18 protein-coding genes are annotated in these 17781 nt (G+C 72.0%); 15 read left to right on the plus strand and 3 right to left on the minus strand.

Features of this window, described 5'->3' with window-relative positions:
- Positions 1-367 precede the first annotated feature (367 nt).
- Both CPH93_RS12520 and CPH93_RS12525 read left to right on the plus strand, forming a co-directional pair.
- A complete protein-coding gene (locus CPH93_RS12520; protein WP_093484842.1) occupies positions 368-1189 on the plus strand; it encodes a purine-nucleoside phosphorylase in 822 nt (273 codons plus the stop codon).
- A gap of 617 nt (positions 1190-1806) precedes the next feature.
- Positions 1807-3492 carry a phospho-sugar mutase gene (locus CPH93_RS12525; RefSeq protein WP_096212886.1) on the plus strand — a complete coding sequence of 562 codons (1686 nt, stop codon included), beginning with the start codon at positions 1807-1809 and terminating at the stop codon, positions 3490-3492.
- A gap of 309 nt (positions 3493-3801) precedes the next feature.
- On the opposite strand, the gene CPH93_RS12530 is transcribed toward CPH93_RS12525, so the two are convergent.
- A complete protein-coding gene (locus CPH93_RS12530; RefSeq protein ID WP_096215410.1) occupies positions 3802-4434 on the minus strand; it encodes a PH domain-containing protein in 633 nt (210 codons plus the stop codon).
- Between the two features lie 214 nt (positions 4435-4648).
- Here CPH93_RS12530 and deoC point away from each other — a divergent pair, with 214 nt between their 5' ends.
- The 7 genes from deoC (at position 4649) to CPH93_RS12565 (ending at position 10989) form a co-directional block, all read left to right on the plus strand.
- Positions 4649-5644 (plus strand): deoxyribose-phosphate aldolase, encoded by a 996-nt coding sequence (gene deoC / locus CPH93_RS12535; RefSeq protein ID WP_173909970.1) that lies wholly within the window; start codon positions 4649-4651, stop codon positions 5642-5644.
- 7 nt (positions 5645-5651) lie between these two features.
- A complete protein-coding gene (locus CPH93_RS12540; RefSeq protein ID WP_096212888.1) occupies positions 5652-7103 on the plus strand; it encodes an aldehyde dehydrogenase family protein in 1452 nt (483 codons plus the stop codon).
- Positions 7103-7969 carry an aldehyde dehydrogenase family protein gene (locus CPH93_RS12545; protein WP_162501010.1) on the plus strand — a complete coding sequence of 289 codons (867 nt, stop codon included), beginning with the start codon at positions 7103-7105 and terminating at the stop codon, positions 7967-7969. The genes CPH93_RS12540 and CPH93_RS12545 overlap by 1 nt, the downstream gene beginning before the upstream one ends.
- A 141-nt stretch (positions 7970-8110) precedes the next feature.
- Positions 8111-8446: a hypothetical protein gene (locus CPH93_RS12550; protein ID WP_096212890.1), complete on the plus strand. Its 336-nt coding sequence runs from the start codon at positions 8111-8113 to the stop codon at positions 8444-8446.
- Positions 8443-9585, plus strand: a complete 1143-nt coding sequence (locus tag CPH93_RS12555; protein WP_096212891.1) for a WXG100 family type VII secretion target — start codon at positions 8443-8445, stop codon at positions 9583-9585. Before CPH93_RS12550 ends, CPH93_RS12555 begins: the two co-directional genes overlap by 4 nt.
- Before the next feature lie 32 nt (positions 9586-9617).
- Positions 9618-10274, plus strand: coding sequence for a hypothetical protein (locus CPH93_RS12560; protein ID WP_096212892.1), 657 nt, complete (start codon positions 9618-9620; stop codon positions 10272-10274).
- 19 nt (positions 10275-10293) lie between these two features.
- Positions 10294-10989: a hypothetical protein gene (locus CPH93_RS12565; RefSeq protein WP_096212893.1), complete on the plus strand. Its 696-nt coding sequence runs from the start codon at positions 10294-10296 to the stop codon at positions 10987-10989.
- Positions 10990-11107: 118 nt separating this feature from the next.
- Here the strand turns inward: CPH93_RS12565 and CPH93_RS12570 are convergent, their stop codons facing one another.
- Positions 11108-11512 (minus strand): hypothetical protein, encoded by a 405-nt coding sequence (locus CPH93_RS12570; RefSeq protein ID WP_093484833.1) that lies wholly within the window; start codon positions 11510-11512, stop codon positions 11108-11110.
- Positions 11513-11786: 274 nt separating this feature from the next.
- Between CPH93_RS12570 and CPH93_RS12575 the strand changes: the two genes are divergently transcribed.
- Positions 11787-12389 (plus strand): ATP-binding protein, encoded by a 603-nt coding sequence (locus tag CPH93_RS12575; RefSeq protein ID WP_093484832.1) that lies wholly within the window; start codon positions 11787-11789, stop codon positions 12387-12389.
- 252 nt (positions 12390-12641) lie between these two features.
- On the opposite strand, the gene CPH93_RS12580 is transcribed toward CPH93_RS12575, so the two are convergent.
- A complete protein-coding gene (locus CPH93_RS12580; protein ID WP_096212894.1) occupies positions 12642-13439 on the minus strand; it encodes a SigE family RNA polymerase sigma factor in 798 nt (265 codons plus the stop codon).
- A gap of 226 nt (positions 13440-13665) precedes the next feature.
- On the opposite strand from CPH93_RS12580, the gene afsQ1 reads away from it, so the two are divergent.
- The 5 genes from afsQ1 (at position 13666) to CPH93_RS12605 (ending at position 17632) form a co-directional block, all read left to right on the plus strand.
- Positions 13666-14343, plus strand: a complete 678-nt coding sequence (gene afsQ1, locus CPH93_RS12585) for a two-component system response regulator AfsQ1 (protein ID WP_026169550.1) — start codon at positions 13666-13668, stop codon at positions 14341-14343.
- Positions 14340-16133, plus strand: a complete 1794-nt coding sequence (locus CPH93_RS12590; RefSeq protein WP_096212895.1) for a sensor histidine kinase — start codon at positions 14340-14342, stop codon at positions 16131-16133. The genes afsQ1 and CPH93_RS12590 overlap by 4 nt, the downstream gene beginning before the upstream one ends.
- Positions 16130-16756: a hypothetical protein gene (locus CPH93_RS12595; protein WP_231977294.1), complete on the plus strand. Its 627-nt coding sequence runs from the start codon at positions 16130-16132 to the stop codon at positions 16754-16756. The genes CPH93_RS12590 and CPH93_RS12595 overlap by 4 nt, the downstream gene beginning before the upstream one ends.
- Positions 16757-16822: 66 nt before the next feature.
- The gene (locus tag CPH93_RS12600) at positions 16823-17377 is read left to right on the plus strand and encodes a VanZ family protein (RefSeq protein ID WP_162501011.1); all 555 of its coding nucleotides are present in this window, start codon (positions 16823-16825) and stop codon (positions 17375-17377) included.
- 45 nt (positions 17378-17422) lie between these two features.
- Entirely contained in the window at positions 17423-17632 is a 210-nt protein-coding gene (locus CPH93_RS12605; RefSeq protein WP_093484829.1) for a PspC domain-containing protein, read from the plus strand.
- Positions 17633-17781: the final 149 nt, after the last annotated feature.

The following is a 17781-nucleotide window of genomic DNA, read 5'->3' on the forward strand; positions in this document are numbered from 1 at the left end:
GGCGAGCGTCTGGGCCGAGGGGATGGTTCTCGCGGCCGGCGGGCCGGTGTCGGCCCGGGGCGGGTGCCGGGGCGGACTGCCCGATCTCGATGGCGCGAGCCGGATGGCGGCCTGGCCGGGCCGTGTCGCTGACAGGCCGGTGACGGGCGTGGGCCGGGGCCCGGCCGTGGGCCGGGGACAGTCAGCGGGCGGGTGTCGCTGACGCCAGGTGTCACTGACAGGCCGGGCACAGGGGCGGGTCAGCGCCCGTATGGGGGTACGGCGACGCGCCCGGGCAAGCGTTTGGCGTAAACCACAAGACAACGATCTCAGCACCGTGGGCAGCAACATCTACGCGCGTAGGGGAATAGCGGTTACCCTCGTCCGCGTGAACGCATCTGTTACTCCGGACATCGCGCGCGACCCGCAGGGTGCCGCCGCCGACGCCGCCGCCCGTCTGCGCGAGCTGACCGGCGCCGAGACCCATGACGTCGCCCTGGTGATGGGCTCGGGCTGGGCGCCGGCCGCCGAGGCCCTGGGCGCGCCCGAGCACGAATTCCCCGTCACCGAGCTGCCCGGCTTCCCGCCGCCGGCCGTCGCCGGACACGGCGGCAAGATCCGCTCGTACCGGGTGGGCGAGAAGCGGGCGCTGGTCTTCCTGGGCCGTACGCACTACTACGAGGGCCGCGGAGTCGCCGCGGTCGCGCACGGCGTACGCACCGCCGTCGCGGCCGGCTGCAAGACCGTCGTGCTCACCAACGGGTGCGGCGGCCTGCGCGAGGGCATGCGCCCCGGCCAGCCGGTCCTCATCAGCGACCACCTGAACCTGACCGCCACCTCCCCGATCATCGGCGCCAACTTCGTCGACCTGACCGATCTGTACTCGCCGCGGCTGCGCGCGCTGTGCAAGGAGATCGACCCGAGCCTGGAAGAGGGCGTCTACGCCCAGTTCCCCGGCCCGCACTACGAGACCCCGGCCGAGATCAAGATGATCCGGACGCTGGGCGCCGACCTGGTCGGCATGTCCACCGTCCTGGAGGCCATCGCGGCCCGCGAGGCGGGCGCCGAGGTGCTCGGCCTGTCGCTGGTGACGAACCTCGCCGCCGGCATGACGGGCGAGCCGCTGAACCACGAAGAGGTGCTGCAGGCCGGCCGCGACTCGGCGACCCGGATGGGCACGCTGCTCGGCCAGGTCCTCAGCAAGATCTAGCGGAGGCGGTCCGGTCCGGCGGCCGGTCCGGCGGAGGCCGGTTCGATCCGGCGGACTGGACTGAGCGGGCAGAGTGCGGCCCGGCCCGCAGTCGGATCCGACCCCGCACGGTCCGGTCCGGCCGAGTGCGGCCCGACCGGCCGACCGCCGTCCGGTCCAGCCGACTTCGCTCCGGCCAAGCACGGTCCAGCCGAGCCCGCCTGGTCCGGCCGAGTCCGGCCGAGTCCGGTCTAGTCCGGCCGAGCCTGGTCCGGCTCCGGGCCCGGGCCCGGGCCCGGGCCCGGGCCCGAGCCCGGCCAGGCCTGACCCGCTCAGCCTGCCCCACCCAACCGAGCACGCGCCCCGGCCGATCGCGCCCCCGAGCCCGCCGCGCCGCCTCCCCCTCTCCCCCGGCAACGATTACGGAGAGTAATTCGTTCCTCACTTCGTTACATTCTGTGACGGAGGGAGGGTGGCGTCAAGGCCGGGTGGGGGGTGGGCCGCCCGTGGCTGGATGGCGTCGTTCGCACCCCACGCGGGGTAAGGGGTACGAGCCGGGCGCGCACCGCGCAGGCGTCCGGCCGCCCGCAGGCCCCCCGTACGCAACTCCACCACGCACCCACCGTCAGGAGCATCACGTGGCTACCGATCCCGCGGAGCTGATCAACCGGGCCAAGGCATGGCTGGCCGAGGACCCGGACCCGGAGACCCGGGGCGAGCTGGCCAAGCTCATCGAGGCCGAGGACACCGACGAGCTGGCCGCCCGGTTCGCCGGCACCCTCCAGTTCGGCACCGCCGGGCTGCGCGGTGAGCTGGGCGCGGGCCCGATGCGGATGAACCGCTCCGTGGTCATCCGGGCCGCGGCCGGTCTCGCCGCGTACCTCAAGGCGCAGGGCGAGGGCTCCGGGCTGGTCGTCATCGGCTACGACGCGCGCCACAAGAGCGCCGACTTCGCCCGTGACACGGCAGCCGTGATGGTGGGCGCGGGCCTGCGCGCCGCGCTGCTGCCGCGCCCGCTGCCCACCCCCGTCCTGGCCTTCGCGATAAGGCATCTGGGTGCGGTCGCCGGTGTGGAGGTCACCGCCAGCCACAACCCGCCGCGCGACAACGGCTACAAGGTCTATCTGGGCGACGGCTCGCAGATCGTGCCGCCCGCGGACGCCGGGATCGCCGCCGAGATCGCCGCGGTCGGCCCGCTGGACGGCGTGCCGCGCCCGGAGGCCGGCTGGGAGACCCTCGACGAGACGGTCCTGACCGCCTATCTGGAGCGTACGGACGCGGTGCTGACGCCTGGCTCCCCCCGGGACACCAGGGTCGTCTACACGCCGATGCACGGCGTCGGCCGGGACACCCTCGTCGCCGCCTTCGCCCGGGCCGGGTTCCCGGCCCCGGTGGTCGTCGCGGAACAGGCCGAGCCGGACCCGGACTTCCCGACGGTCGCCTTCCCCAATCCGGAGGAGCCGGGCGCGATGGACCTCGCGTTCGCGGCCGCCCGGGCGGCGGGCGCGGACATCGACATCGTGATCGCCAACGACCCCGACGCGGACCGCTGTGCCGTCGCCGTCCCCGCCCCCGGCACCCCGGAGGGCTGGCGGATGCTGCGCGGCGACGAGGTCGGTGCGCTGCTCGCCGCCCATCTGGTGCGCAAGCAGGCGTCCGGCACCTTCGCGACGACCATCGTCTCCTCGCAGCTGCTGTCCCGGATCGCGGCCGCCTCCGCGCTCCCGTACGAGGAGACGCTGACCGGCTTCAAGTGGCTGGCGCGGGTGGACGGTCTGCGGTACGCGTTCGAGGAGGCGCTGGGCTACTGCGTCGACCCGGAGGGCGTCCGCGACAAGGACGGCATCACCGCGGCGCTGCTGATCACCGAGCTGGCCGCGGAGCTCAAGCAGGACGGGCGCACGCTGACAGATCTCCTCGACGACCTGGCGCGGGAGTTCGGGCTGCACGCCACCGACCAGCTCTCGGTCCGGGTCGAGGACCTGTCGCTGATCGCGGATGCGATGCGCCGGCTGCGGGAGCAGCCGCCGACCGCGCTGGCGGGCCTGGCAGTCTCCCGCGCCGACGATCTGACCCAGGGCACGGAGACGCTGCCGCCGACCGACGGTCTGCGCTACTACCTGGCCGGCTCGCCGGAGGCGGGCATCGAGTCCGCCCGTGTCGTGGTCCGTCCCAGTGGCACCGAGCCCAAGCTCAAGTGCTATCTGGAGGTCGTGGTCCCGGTGTCCTCGCCCGAGGCACTGCCCGAGGCCCGGACGACGGCCACGGCGGCGTTGGCGGCCATCAAGCGGGATGTGTCGGCGGCGGCGGGGATCGACGCCTGACGCACGGTAGAGGCACGCCTGACGCACGGTAGAGGCGCGGCTGCTGCGCGGTTCCACGCAGGGTTGACGCACGGTCGGCGTCCTCCGCCGGCGGGGCCCCTGACGGCCGGTCCGCCCGTCAGGCCGGGTTGTACGGCCAACGGTCGCTCCGCCCGGTCCGTATCCCCCGGCCCGCCGACCGGCCCGTCCGGCCACAACAGACAGCGGCCCCCGTCTCCCGCGACGGGGGCCGCTGCCGTGGCCGTGTACGGCATTCGCGATACCCGGCATACCTCAGAGCACGAGCCCTTAAAAGGCGCCCCACCCCCCTCAGACCGCGATCATCACCGCAAGCCCCACCGCCCCCACCACAACCGGCACGAGAACCGGATACGACCACCGCACCACCGGCTCGCCCCCCTGGGTCTGGCTGCTCCCTCCGCGCGCCGCCCGTTCCTTGACCTCGCGCAGTTCGTCGAGAGCCTGGTCCGCCATGGCGCGCGGGGTGGGCCCGGCGTCGGCGTGCGGGCCGAAGCGGGGCTGGGCCCCGGTGCCGCGCGTCGCCTGCTGGCCGGCTTTCTTGCGCTGGCGCAGGGAGACGGGGATGGCCCACATCTGGTAGGTGCCGTCGGCGGTGACCACTTCGGTGGAGTAGCCCGCCCGCAGGCCCTCCACGGCGTCCCAGGGCAGCGTGATCGTACGGAACGGGTTACGCACCGTCAGCCGGTCCTCGCCCGCCCTGACCAGGGGGCGCAAGGTGAAGGCGGTCACCAGTGGCACGCCGAGGAGGAGGGCGAAGAGCGCCGTGAGCCGGGTGTGGGCGTCGCCGCGGAGCAGTGCGTCGCCGCCGAGCCAGAGGCCGAGCAGGAGGAGCAGTGCGCCGCCGGCGAGGGCCGCGGGCGAGCGGTAGCTGCGCTCCGCGTACTGCTGCTGCGGCGGGGTGGACCGGTCCTGGCTCGTCATGCCGCCGATTCTGCCCGACCGTCCGGATGCCGGACATTGCGGTACGGCATCATTCGGGGGGCGTGCGGCGGAGGTGTCCGGGCCCTGGTGGCGGACGGTTCCGGTGCCCGCCACCAGGCACCTCGGTTCCTTGCGCCCGCGCGCACCGGCCGGATTCGGACTGTCCAGGGGGATGACATGGCGCTACGCGCGTAGATATGCTCCCCTCGTGACCATGCCCATCACTGTTCCCGCATACGGCAAGGAAGCCGCGGGGCGTCTGGCGTCAATGGCGGACGTGACCGCCGACGACGGTGCGCTGCGCCGCTTCCTCCACGGCCTCCCGGGGGTCGACGCGGTCGGCCTTGAGGCCCGCGCCGCCACCCTCGGTACCCGCTCGATCAAGACGACGGCGAAGGCGTACGCCATCGATCTCGCCCTCTCGATGATCGACCTGACGACGCTCGAAGGCGCGGACACCCCGGGGAAGGTCCGGGCGCTGTGCGCCAAGGGCATCCACCCGGACCCCACCGACCGCAGCTGCCCCAAGGTCGCGGCGATCTGCGTCTACCCGGACATGGTCGCGACGGCCAAGGAGGCGCTCGGCGGCTCGGGTATCCACGTCGCGTCCGTCGCCACCGCCTTCCCGGCGGGCCGGGCCGCGCTGCCGGTCAAGCTCGCCGACACCCGGGACGCGGTGGCGGCCGGCGCCGACGAGATCGACATGGTGATCGACCGGGGCGCGTTCCTCTCCGGCCGTTACATGGACGTCTTCGAGGAGATCAAGGCCGTCAAGGAGGCCTGCGCGCGCCCCGATGGCACGGCCGCGCACCTCAAGGTCATCTTCGAGACCGGTGAGCTCCAGACGTACGACAACGTCCGCCGGGTGTCCTGGCTGGCGATGCTCGCGGGTGCGGACTTCATCAAGACCTCGACGGGGAAGGTGGCGGTCAACGCCACCCCGCCGGTCACCCTCCTGATGCTGGAGGCGGTCCGCGACTTCCATGCCGCGACCGGTGTCCAGGTCGGGGTGAAGCCGGCCGGCGGTATCCGTACGACCAAGGACGCGATCAAGTACCTGGTGATGGTCAACGAGACGCTGGGCGAGCCCTGGCTGACCGCCGACTGGTTCCGCTTCGGTGCCTCCAGCCTCCTCAACGACCTGCTGATGCAGCGCCAGAAGCTCAGCACCGGCCGCTACTCCGGCCCCGACTACGTCACGGTGGACTGAGGCTCCCATGACCTTCGAATACGCACCCGCACCCGAGTCTCGCGCGCTCGTCGACATCGCGCCGTCCTACGGCCTGTTCGTCGACGGCGAGTTCGTCCCGGCCCATGACGGCAAGGTCTTCAAGACCGTCTCCCCGTCGACCGAGGAGGTTCTCTCCGAGGTCGCCCAGGCGAGCGCCGAGGACGTCGACCGTGCCGTGAAGGCCGCCCGCAAGGCCTTCGAGAAGTGGTCGGCGCTGCCCGGCGCCGAGCGGGCCAAGTACCTGTTCCGGATCGCCCGGATCATTCAGGAGCGCTCGCGCGAGCTGGCCGTGCTGGAGTCGCTGGACAACGGCAAGCCGATCCGGGAGTCCCGGGACGCCGATCTGCCGCTGGTCGCCGCGCACTTCTTCTACTACGCGGGCTGGGCCGACAAGCTCGACCACGCGGGCTACGGCGCGAACCCCCGCCCCCTGGGCGTCGCCGGCCAGGTCATCCCGTGGAACTTCCCGCTGCTGATGCTCGCGTGGAAGATCGCTCCGGCGCTGGCGACCGGCAACACGGTCGTCCTCAAGCCCGCCGAGACGACGCCGCTGTCCGCGCTGTTCTTCGCGGACATCTGCCGGCAGGCGGGCCTGCCGAAGGGTGTCGTCAACATCCTGACGGGAGACGGTTCCACGGGTGCCGCGCTGGTCGCGCACCCGGACGTCGACAAGGTCGCCTTCACCGGCTCCACCGAGGTCGGCAAGGCCATCGCCCGTACGGTCGCCGGCAGCGACAAGAAGGTGACCCTGGAGCTGGGCGGCAAGGCGGCGAACATCGTCTTCGACGACGCGCCGCTCGACCAGGCCGTCGAGGGCATCGTCAACGGCATCTTCTTCAACCAGGGCCAGGTGTGCTGTGCGGGCTCGCGGCTGCTGGTCCAGGAGTCGGTGGCCGAGGAACTGCTGGACGCCCTGAAGCGCCGGATGCAGACCCTGCGCGTGGGCGACCCGCTCGACAAGAACACCGACGTCGGTGCGATCAACTCCGCCGAGCAGCTGGCCCGGATCACCGCGCTGGCCGAGGCCGGCGAGGCCGAGGGCGCCGAGCGCTGGTCGCCGTCGTGTGAGCTGCCCACCGCCGGCTACTGGTTCGCGCCGACGCTGTTCACCGGCGTCACGCAGGCGCACCGCATCGCCCGCGAGGAGATCTTCGGCCCGGTGCTGTCCGTGCTGACCTTCCGCACCCCGGCGGAGGCCGTGGAGAAGGCCAACAACACCCCCTACGGACTCTCCGCGGGCATCTGGACGGAGAAGGGCTCGCGGATGCTGTGGATGGCGAACAAGCTGCGTGCGGGCGTCATCTGGTCCAACACGTTCAACAAGTTCGACCCGGCCTCGCCGTTCGGCGGCTACCAGGAGTCGGGCTTCGGCCGCGAGGGCGGCCGGCACGGTCTGGAGGCGTACCTCGCCCCGTCGAGCCCGGAGGGCACGCGCTGATGAACACTGTTGACCGCTTGAGTGTGCTCAAGACCTACAAGCTGTACGTCGGGGGGAAGTTCCCCCGGTCCGAGAGCGGGCGGGTGTACGAGGTGACCGACTCCAAGGGCACATGGCTCGCCAATGCGCCGCTGGCCTCCCGCAAGGATGCCCGGGACGCGGTGGTCGCCGCCCGTAAGGCGTTCGGCGGCTGGTCGGGTGCCACGGCCTACAACCGCGGGCAGATCCTCTACCGCGTCGCCGAGATGCTGGAGGGCCGCCGCGACCAGTTCGTGGCGGAGGTGGCGGCGGCCGAGGGGCTGTCGAAGGCGAAGGCCACGGCGCAGGTGGACGCGGCGATCGACCGCTGGGTCTGGTACGCGGGCTGGTCCGACAAGGTCGCCCAGATCGCGGGCGGCGCCAACCCGGTGGCCGGCCCGTACTTCAACCTCTCCTCCCCCGAGCCGACCGGTGTGGTCGCGGTCCTGGCCCCCCAGGACTCGTCGTTCCTCGGCCTGGTGTCGGTGATCGCCCCGGCGATCGTCACCGGTAACACGGTGGTCGTGGTGGCCGCGCACGATGCTCCGCTGCCCGCCCTCTCCCTGGCCGAGGTGCTCGCCACGTCCGACCTCCCCGGCGGTGTGGTCAACATCCTCTCGGGCCGTACGGCGGAGATCGCCGCGCCGCTCGCCGCGCATCAGGACGTCAACGCCCTCGATCTCGCGGGCGCCGGCGAGGAGTTGGCGAAGGAGCTGGAGGTGGCCGCGGCCGACAACCTCAAGCGGGTGCTGCGTCCGGCGCCGGTGAACTGGTCCGCGGACCCCGGCACCGGCCGGCTGATGAGCTTCCTGGAGACGAAGACGGTGTGGCATCCGATGGGCGTTTAGGGCTGCTCTGGCGGCCTTATGACATGCCGTCACAAATGCCCGTGCGGGGCCTCGCCTTTTGGCGGGGCCCCGCATGCATGTCCGAACCTTTAACTACGATTGACCTTGATCGGCATCACGACAACATTTCGGGGGAGATCTGTGCCGGAGAAATTCAGTGCTGCTCAGGAAGCGTTGCACAAGTTCGCCAAGAGCTCCGATCAGCGGGCGGAGAAGCTGCGGGCGATCCGCAGCAAGCTCGCCTCGCACGAGCTCAGCAAGGAGGCCTTCGGGAAGCTCCCGGAGTCCGATGAGCTCTACCAGGCCTACGACGAACAGGGCGAGCACTGCCTGGACACGCTCGACTCCGCGGCCACGCTGGAGGAGAAGATCAGCGAGGGCGTCACGGAGACGGCGCGTGCCTACCAGTCCGACGAGGACGCGACCGCCGCGTCGATGCGGCAGATCCACTCGGGCGGGCCGGGGAGCATGCGATGAGCGGGCCGGTATCGGGGGCGCTGGGCGCCTACAACAAGGTCAACGACTGGATGAGCGGTTTCGACTCCGCCGTCGACAGCATCATGCGTCCGCTCGTGGAACCGCTCGCCGAGCATCTGGAAGCGGTGACCGGCGATGACGAAGGCATCCAGGAAGCCGCCAAGCTGTGGCGCGACCAGGCGGCCGAGCTGCGTGAGCTGATCGCCGACCAGCGGCGCGACCGCGCGGACCTCGCACACGAGTGGACCGGCGAGGCCGCCGAGGCGTTCCAAGGGCACCTCGCCGAGCTGGAAACCGCCCTGGAGGCGGAAGCCGAGGACATGGACGCGGTGGCCGGCGTCCTGGAACAGGCCGGCGCACAGGCGAAGATGGCCGAGCAGGTCGTCGAGACGCTCATCCGTGAGCTGATCGAATGGGCCATCATCGAACTCGCGGTGGCCCTGGCCACCTCGATCGTCACCGCCGGTGTCTCGGCCGCTGCCGCCGCGGCGGCAGCGGCGGCCGAGGCCAGTTTCGTGTCGGCGCGCGTCGCGAGGGTGCTGGCCGAACTGGCAAAGGAACTCAAGGCCTTCGTCAACATCATCAAGCTGCTGAAAAAAGCCAAGAAGATGTCGAAGGTCAAAAAGCTCAAGCCCTGGACCTGGAAGCACCTCAAGGACCCGGTCGAGGCCGAGAAGTTCGCGAAGGCGCTGGCTGCCAAGAAGGCGCTGAAGATCATCAAGACGCCGATGAAGGGGGCCGTGGGGCTCGGGATGGGCGCCCTCGGCTTCTCCGGCGACCCGACCCAGGCGGTCTCGCCCATCGTTCAGCACGAGGCCGACGAGCTCGACAAAGCACTGAGCGGCAAGGGTTCCCACGACAGTGGCGGCAGCGGCAGGCACGGCAGCCCCCATCTGCCCCCGGCCTCCGACTTCGAGGCACCGCCCGTCGCCCAGGACCCCGTCGGCCGCTACCGCGAACCCGCGGTCAGCGGCCATCAGAATCCACCGCCGCCCACGGGACTCCCCACCGACCCGACGCCGGTCGCCCAGGACCCGCTGAGCCGCTACCGCGAACCCGCGGTCGAGCAGGATCCGCGCCTGGTCACCCGCCCGGCCGCCGCCGAGCAGCCGCGCGATCCCGACAATCCGTTCGGCTGACGGCGGATGCACCACGAAGGAGGCCGCGCCGGATGAGGCCGGACTACCGCGACTGTTTCCAGCCCTTTCTCCAGCCAGGGGAAAGGCTGATCGTCGCCTCGGACTACTGGGAAAACTCGGCGCTGCCCTCCGTCCCCCCGAAGCTGCGCACGCCCCGCACCCCGCCCCCGCCGTCGGCGCTCGAACAGCGGGTGCGGGGCGCGCTGGGGAGCGTTCTGGGCAAGGTGAGCCGCCCGCTGGAGGCCATGGGCAGCAGCCGGGTGACCAACAACCCGTTGGTCCGGGCCGTCGACCGCGTCAGTGACCGGGTGGAGAATGCCGCGATCGATGTGGAGCACATCGCCGACCGGGCGACCGAGCGTGCGATCTGGGGCACCGTCATGGACGGCGGCTGGCACAGCATCGCCGGGCGCTTCCTGGTCGATCTGACCAACGCGGGCGGCGAGCCCGGGCGTCAGGCGCTGACCGACCGCCGGCTGATCCTTCTCGTGGACCACAACACGAGCTGGCGGAACCCCGCCCCGCAGTGGGGCTTCGGGGCGGAGGTACCCCGCACGCATATCGCCGGGGCCACCGCACATTCGAAGGTCGTCAGCCGGGGGCGGTTCGATGTCGCCTTCGTCGACGGATCGTGGATCGCCCTGGGCAGCCTGTCGCGCGAGCGCATGGAGGGGTTCGTCGCCGCCTAGAACCGAGGAGAATGACCGTATGCCGAAGATCGACCATGCCACCCCCTGCCGCCGGTTCCTCCAGCCCAGCGAGGTGCTCTGGGAGGCCCGGGACTACTCCGAGTACCCCGACCTCCCGCTCGTGCCCGCCCATCTCAAGGCGCCGCGGAAGCGGTCGTCGCGCCCGAAGGGTCTCTTGGGGAAGCTGAGCGATGTCCTCGACAAGGCGTCGCAGCCGTCCGTCGGGACGGCCGAGCGCCGACCCTCCGACAGCCGCCTGCTCAACAACGGGCTGGTCAACAACCGGCTGACGCGCGCCGCCGGAAACGTGGCGGAGACACTCAACGAGGCCCAGGAGGACATCGAGGACGCGCTCGACGACGCCGCGAACCGCGCGCTGTTCGGCAAGACCATGGAGGGCGACTGGACCAGCATGGCCGGCCGATTCCTCGTCCAGGTCACCAACGCGGGTGGCTCGCTCCAGCACCAGGCGCTCACCGACCGCCGGCTGTTCGTGCTGACCGACCAGGCCACGGGGTGGCGGGAGCGCGAGCCCGAGCTGGAACTCGCCGTGCAGATACAGCTCTCGAACATCGCGGAGCTGCGGCCCAGGCCGCGTATGACGTTCCCGCGTGGCCGCTTCGACCTCGTCTTCGTCGACGGCTCGTGGCTGGCGCTGAGTTGTTCGTTTCAGGAGGACATGGAGGCGATGGTCACGGCGTTCCAAGGGCGCTGACCCCGGGCCGGGCGCTGAACCCGGGTCGGCCGGGGCCCCGACGAACGGGCCGGCGGCCGGGCCCGCGGCCGGTCCGGACGCCCCACGGACGCCGGGACCACGCCAGCCGCGCGGGACCTCACCCCGGCAACACCCTCGTCAACGTCCCCACCAACGGCAGGTTCCGGAGCGTGCTGCCGCTGGAGAGAGGACCGGTCACCACGGTGGTGCCCACCGGCTTGAAGTCGGCGACCTGGGCGCCCACGGTGTTGGCGAGCGGGTCGACGGCGGTGTTGGCCAGCGGGTCCACCTTGAGGTCCTTGACCGGGCCGACGCCGCCGGCCGTGGAGTGCAGCACCGCGCCGGTCAGCGCGGAGGCCGCGGCGCCGGTGTCGGTGCTGCCTTGGGTGGCGGAGGCGGGGGCGGCGCTCGCCGTTGCCGCACCGCCCGCCGCGATCGCCGCACCGGCCGCGGAGATCACCAGGCCCGCGCGCAGCAGGGTGCGGGGGATGCGGCTGGGCTTGGGACGTGCGTGGGAGGGCATGTGCCACCTGCCTGTGGGGTCGAAGCGGTCGAAGTGCTGTGCGAGCGAGAGCGGCTCGGTAATCGGTTGACTGCGTAGCGTAGTTGAGGTGCGGGGGCCGATCCACCTCGCGCGCCAGGGGTACCCCACACGGGCCAATGCGCGACAATGGGTGCCCGTGAGCCTTCACTCCTCCTCCCGGCCGTCCTCCCCCGCGCTCTCGACTCCTCCCCCACTCTCGGCTTCGCTCAAGCGGGGGGACCCCCATGAGCAGGGCGGCCCTCCCGCCCGGGTCGTGCTGCTGACCGGCCCTTCGGGCTCCGGCAAGTCGTCCCTGGCCGCGTGCAGTGGCCTGCCCGTCCTCACGCTCGACGACTTCTACAAGGAGGGGACGGACCCGACCCTGCCGCAACTGCCCGACGGCGGCGGCGCCGACTGGGACTCGCCGCTGTCCTGGGACGCCGAAGCAGCGGTCGCGGCCATCGAGGCGTTGTGCCGTACGGGGCGCGCCGATGTTCCGGTGTACGACATCGCGACCAGTGCCCGGGTGGGCGCGTCGGGCCTGGACCTCGGCGGGGCGCCGCTGTTCCTCGCGGAGGGGGTCTTCGCCGCCGATGTCATCGCCCGGTGCCGGGCGGCGGGGCTGCTGGCCGATGCGCTGTGTCTGCGCGGGCGTCCGTCCACCACGTTCCGCCGCCGGCTGGCCCGGGATCTGCGCGAGGGCCGTAAGCCGGCCCCGTATCTGCTGCGCCGCGGGCTGCGGCTGATGCGCAGCGAGCGGTCGATCGTCGCCCGGCTCACCGCGCTGGGCGCGCACCCCTGTGCCAAGCCGGAGGCGCTGGCCCGGATATCGGCCGCGCGGGCGGTGGATGCGGTGGGCGCGGCGGCGCGTTCCTGAGGCGCGGATCCGTTCGGCCAAGTGCCGGGGGCCGGTTGCGCCGGCCGCCTGCGGTCGTGGGGCCGCGTACGCATGAAGAAGCGGGTTCGGACGGCCCCCCCGGTCGTCCGAACCCGCTTTTCTTCCCCCGTGTTCCCCCGTATCCCCCGATACGTCCGGCCGTCACCGAGCGCCGAGCGCTTGGTTCGTGCCGGTTCCCCCGTATCCCCCTCGGGCTTCCCCCCGGTCCCCCTCGGGCTTTCCCCCCGTCCTTCAGGCCACCAGCTCGCCGAAGGACTCCTCCTCGTCACGGCCGAAGCTGAGGACCTCGTCCTCGCGCAGCCGGCGCAGGGCGCGCCAGATGCTCGACTTCACCGTGCCGACACTGATGTTGAGGATGTCCGCGATCTCCGGGTCCGTGCGGCCCTCGTAGTAGCGCAGTACGAGCATGGTGCGCTGGGTCTCGGGCAGCCGGACCAGCGCCTGCCACAGCACGGCGCGCAGTTCGGTGCCGCGCATCGCGTCCACGTCGCCCGCCGTCTCCGGCAGCTCCTCGGTCGGGTACTCGTTGAGCTTGCGCCGGCGCCAGGCGCTGATGTGCAGGTTGGTCATGGTGCGGCGCAGATAGCCGCCGAGCGCCGCCTTGTCGCTGATCCGGTCCCAGGCCCGGTAGGTCGAGAACAGGGCGCTCTGCAGCAGGTCCTCGGCCTCGTAGCGGTCGCCGGTCAGGTGGTAGGCGGTGGCGTACAGGGAGGCGCGGCGCTCCTGGACGTAGGCGGTGAAGGCCGCTTCGGCCTCGGCCTCCTGCGACGCGGAGCGCCGTTCCCCCGTGGCCTCCCCGTACTCCGTTCCCCCGTTGTGGGCGGCGTCTCCCGTGCGCTGCCCGTTTCCCCCGTCGAGCGTCACGGTCGTGGCGTCGATGGCCACCCGGTAGGGCGTCCGCTGACGTCCGGGGCCGCGTGTGCACGCTCCCCGCAGGGAGGTGGCCCCTGCGGACTTCTCGCCGTTCCTGACGACGTCGTGGAGTCGCGTGATAACTGCGCTGGTAGTGGTGCCGTGCAGTGTGTTCATCGCGCGCCCCCCGTCGTAGAGCCAGCTCGTTCGGTGTGTCCCGGTTGTTGATCTCTCCCGGTGCCCAAAAGACTGCCAACCCAGTTTCATCGCGTTGTCCGCCGACTGTCACAGGCCTGTCACAGGGGCCCGGTGCGGCGCGTCGCCGGGGTGCGGGGGATGCGGGCCTTGTGTACGAAAGCGCCACTGGTCGATGTCTCGGCGCCCCATGGGACAGAATGGCCGGGTGCCTTTCCTGTTGCTGATCGAGGACGACGACGCCATCCGCACGGCCCTCGAACTCTCGCTGTCCCGCCAGGGTCACCGTGTGGTGACCGCGGCGACGGGCGAGGACGGCCTGAAGCTGCTGCGTGAGCAGCGCCCGGACCTGATCGTGCTGGATGTGATGCTGCCGGGCATCGACGGCTTCGAGGTGTGCCGGCGGATCAGGCGTACGGACCAGCTGCCCATCATCCTGCTCACCGCGCGTAACGATGACATCGACGTCGTGGTGGGGCTGGAGTCGGGCGCCGACGATTATGTGGTCAAGCCGGTGCAGGGGCGGGTGCTGGACGCCCGGATCCGGGCCGTGCTGCGCCGTGGTGAGCGGGAGTCGAGCGATTCGGCGACGTTCGGCTCGCTGGTGATCGACCGCTCGGCGATGACGGTCACCAAGAACGGCGAGGATCTGCAACTGACACCGACCGAGCTGCGGTTGCTGCTGGAGCTGAGCCGCCGGCCGGGTCAGGCGCTGTCCCGCCAGCAGCTGCTGCGGCTGGTGTGGGAGCACGACTATCTCGGTGACTCGCGTCTGGTGGATGCGTGTGTGCAGCGGCTGCGGGCGAAGGTGGAGGACGTGCCGTCCTCGCCGACGCTGATCCGTACGGTCCGTGGTGTCGGCTACCGGCTGGATTCGCCGCAGTGAGGGAACGTTCCGCGAGCGGCGCCACGGAGGAGGACACCGCGGGCGGCGGGGACGCCGGCGCGCCCGCGGGCGGCCGGCGGGCGCTGCGGCTGCTGCGCCGGGCGTCGGGACTGCTGCGCTGGACGAGTCTGCGGCTGCGGCTGGTGGTGGTCTTTGCGCTGGTGGCGCTGACCGCGGCGGTCTCCGCGTCCGGTATCGCGTACTGGCTCAACCGCAACACCGTGCTGGACCGCACCCAGAATGCCGTGCTGAACGACTTCCGCAAGGCGCTGGAGGACAGCACCCGGTCGCTGCCGCTGCGTCCGCGCTGTGCCGAACTCCAGGACGCGGCGCGGCAGATGGCGGCCGGGCCGCAGAATTACGCGGTGCTGCTGATCGGGGTGGACAGCAAGGGCAAGGACTGTGCGGCCACCACCGACAAGGATCTGCTGACGCTCACCACCGTGCCGGCGTCGCTGCGTACGGCGGTCAACGAGGCGCGTCCGGTCGATGAGTCCAACCGCTATGCGCACCATCTGTACTGGCAGCGCAGGGAGGTCCAGGACACTCCCTATCTGGTGGCCGGGGCGAAGGTGACCGGCGGCGGCCCCACCGGCTACATGATCAAGTCGCTGGCCACCGAGCAGCAGGACCTCAACTCGCTGGCCTGGTCGCTGGGGATCGCGACGGCGCTGGCGCTGGTCGGCTCGGCGCTGCTGGCGCAGGCCGCGGCGACGACGGTGCTGCGACCCGTCCAGCGGCTGGGGCATGCGGCGCGGCAGCTCGGCGAGGGGCGGCTGGACACCCGGCTGCGGGTGACCGGCACCGATGAACTCGCGGACCTTTCACGGACCTTCAACCGTACGGCGGAGCGGCTGGAGCAGCGGGTCGAGGAGCTGAGCGGGCGGGAGGCGGCGTCCCGGCGGTTCGTCGCCGATATGTCGCACGAGCTGCGGACGCCGCTGACCGCGATCACCGCGGTCTCCGAGGTGCTGGAGGAGGAGGCCGAGTCCCTCGATCCGATGATCGCGCCCGCGGTGCAGCTGGTGGTCAGCGAGACCCGGCGGCTGAACGACCTGGTCGAGAACCTGATGGAGGTCACCCGCTTCGATGCGGGCACGGCCCGGCTGGTGCTGGACGATGTCGATGTCGCGGACCAGGTGACCGCCTGTATCGACGCCCGGGCCTGGCTGGACGCGGTCGATCTGGACGCGGACCGCGGCATCGTGGCCCGGCTGGACCCGCGGCGGCTGGATGTGATCCTGGCGAATCTGATCGGCAACGCCCTCAAGCACGGCGGCTCCCCGGTGCGGGTTTCGGTCCGCACCGAGGCCGCGGCGGGTGCCGGGGCGGCCGGCCGGACGGGCAGCACGGCCCTCGGCGCCGCCGATGCGGCAGGCCCTTCGGCCGGGCCGGAGGAGGACGGCGGGCCGCAGGCCGGTGCAGGGGACGGCGGGCCGGAGCGGTCCGGGCACGGCGCGGAGGCGGGGCGGCCCGGGGGCGGGACGCTGGTGATCCGGGTACGGGATCATGGCCCCGGCATCCCGGAAGAGGTCCTTCCGCATGTCTTCGACCGTTTCTACAAGGCGAGCGCCTCCCGGCCGCGGTCGGAGGGCAGCGGTCTGGGCCTGTCGATCGCGCTGGAGAACGCGCACATCCACGGTGGGGAGATCACCGCGGCCAACCTCCCCGAGGGCGGCGCGGTCTTCACGCTGCGGCTGCCGATGGACGCCTCCCCGCTGGCGGACGGCGACCGGGAGCGCGGCCGGGACGACGGCGCGGCGGACGAGGGTACGGAGGGCGACCGATGACGCCGACCAGGCGGACAGGGCGGCGCGCCGGCGCCGTGGCGGCGCTCGCGCTCGCCGTCGCGGGCTGCGGGATCCGCGGTACGTCCGTCCCCGTCGATGCGGGCGGTGCGCCGTCCCGGGTGAGCTGCAAGGCGCCGGCGGCCGGGACGGCGCCGGGCACACCGGGCACCACCCAGGCCTCCGTCTATCTGGTGTGCGGTTCGGCGCTGGCGCAGGTGGAGCGGACGGTGACGCTGCCCAAGGGGTCGCCGGCCACCGACCCGCGGCTGCCGACCGCCCGGGCGCTGCTGACCGAGTTGCAGCGGCGGCCCTCGCCCGACGAGGAGAAGGCCGGCTTCAGCAGCGCGCTGCCGCCGCATCTGAAGGTCACGGGGCCGCGGTCCGGTGATCCGTCGGATGCGCTGCGCCTGAGCATCCGGCCGGACGATCTGCCGTCCTTCGCGCTGGCGCAGCTGGTGTGCACCTACGGCGCGAGCGCGGCGCTGGGCCGTACGCATGCGGCGGTGCTGGGCGGGCCGGGCGACGATACGGCGCACCGCTTCGACTGTTCCGCGGATGTGCTGGCCAATCCGGACATCGCGGAGAACGCCGGGTGGGGGGACCCGCTGTCCGACGTGGGGTGAAGGGGCGGGCCAAGAGAGGCGCAAGGGGGCGGAACCGCAGCCCCCGCTCATGGCGTCCTGGCCTGTGTGCAGCGTCATGGCCCCGGCACCACCGCCGACCCCCGTATGCGCGTCACCGGACTGCTTCTCCTCGTGGCGCATCTGCTGATCGTCAGCTGGCTGACGCTGCGTCCTCGCACGGTGCCGTGGGTGCCGGCCGCGAATCTGGAACCGCTGGCGACGATCCGTGCCGAGCTGGCGCTCGGCCCGTCGTGGCAGGCCGTCGAGCATCTGGGCGGCTCGGTGATGCTGCTGGCGCCGCTGGGGGTGCTGCTGCCCCTCTCGGCAGGCCGGCTGAACGTTTCGCCCCTGGTGTCGTTCGCCCGGACCACGTTCGCCGGGGCGATGATCGCGCTGGCCATCGAGCTGCTGCAGTCAGGGGTACCCGGACGGGTCCCGGACATCGACTCGGTGCTGCTGGGCACGCTCGGGGTGGCCCTGGTGCATCTGGCGGTCGTCCCCGGGGCCCGGTGCCGGCTCCGTCGCCGGGAGGAGCAGCTCAGGGGGAGAACCCCGAGGATCCCCAGGGTCGAGGTGGCTCCGCAGGCTGATGTCCTCTCCGGCAGCCGGACCTACCTTTGAGACATCGGGGCACACGTCCCACCACGTCACAAAGGAGTCGCCGTCATGGCCACCGCACTGGTCCGTCCCCGCAACAACCGAATGATCGCCGGAGTGTGCGCGGGCCTGGCCCAGCGCTTCGGTACGACACCGACGACGATGCGCGTGATCTTCGTGCTGTCGTGTCTGCTGCCCGGCCCGCAGTTCCTGGTCTACCTGGCGCTGTGGATACTCCTGCCCTCCGAGGACCGGGCCAGGGCCGCCACCTCCTGGTGACCCGGCCGGCCGACGGCCCCGGGCCCGGCCGCTGGCCGCACGCCCGGCCCGTTCCCCTGCCCCACAGCAATGCCCCGGCCGTACGCACGAGGGCGTAAGACCGGGGCAGAGTGCCCTGCGCGTCCCTCACGGGACGGGCCTGGGGGAAG

This window comes from Streptomyces sp. 2323.1 (genome assembly GCF_900221035.1).
In the GTDB taxonomy this organism is placed as follows: domain Bacteria; phylum Actinomycetota; class Actinomycetes; order Streptomycetales; family Streptomycetaceae; genus Streptomyces; species Streptomyces sioyaensis.

Excerpts from the sequence above, each read along its gene's own strand:
- CPH93_RS12580 (WP_096212894.1), bottom strand. The coding sequence starts at position 13,439 with ATGAACACACTGCACGGCACCACTACCAGCGCAGTTATCACGCGACTC.
- deoC (WP_173909970.1), top strand. The coding sequence starts at position 4,649 with ATGCCCATCACTGTTCCCGCATACGGCAAGGAAGCCGCGGGGCGTCTG.
- CPH93_RS12530 (WP_096215410.1), bottom strand. The coding sequence starts at position 4,434 with ATGACGAGCCAGGACCGGTCCACCCCGCCGCAGCAGCAGTACGCGGAG.
- CPH93_RS12595 (WP_231977294.1), top strand. The coding sequence starts at position 16,130 with ATGACGCCGACCAGGCGGACAGGGCGGCGCGCCGGCGCCGTGGCGGCG.
- CPH93_RS12605 (WP_093484829.1), top strand. The coding sequence starts at position 17,423 with ATGGCCACCGCACTGGTCCGTCCCCGCAACAACCGAATGATCGCCGGA.
- CPH93_RS12560 (WP_096212892.1), top strand. The coding sequence starts at position 9,618 with ATGAGGCCGGACTACCGCGACTGTTTCCAGCCCTTTCTCCAGCCAGGG.
- CPH93_RS12555 (WP_096212891.1), top strand. The coding sequence starts at position 8,443 with ATGAGCGGGCCGGTATCGGGGGCGCTGGGCGCCTACAACAAGGTCAAC.
- CPH93_RS12545 (WP_162501010.1), top strand. The coding sequence starts at position 7,103 with ATGAACACTGTTGACCGCTTGAGTGTGCTCAAGACCTACAAGCTGTAC.
- CPH93_RS12570 (WP_093484833.1), bottom strand. The coding sequence starts at position 11,512 with ATGCCCTCCCACGCACGTCCCAAGCCCAGCCGCATCCCCCGCACCCTG.
- CPH93_RS12540 (WP_096212888.1), top strand. The coding sequence starts at position 5,652 with ATGACCTTCGAATACGCACCCGCACCCGAGTCTCGCGCGCTCGTCGAC.
- CPH93_RS12565 (WP_096212893.1), top strand. The coding sequence starts at position 10,294 with ATGCCGAAGATCGACCATGCCACCCCCTGCCGCCGGTTCCTCCAGCCC.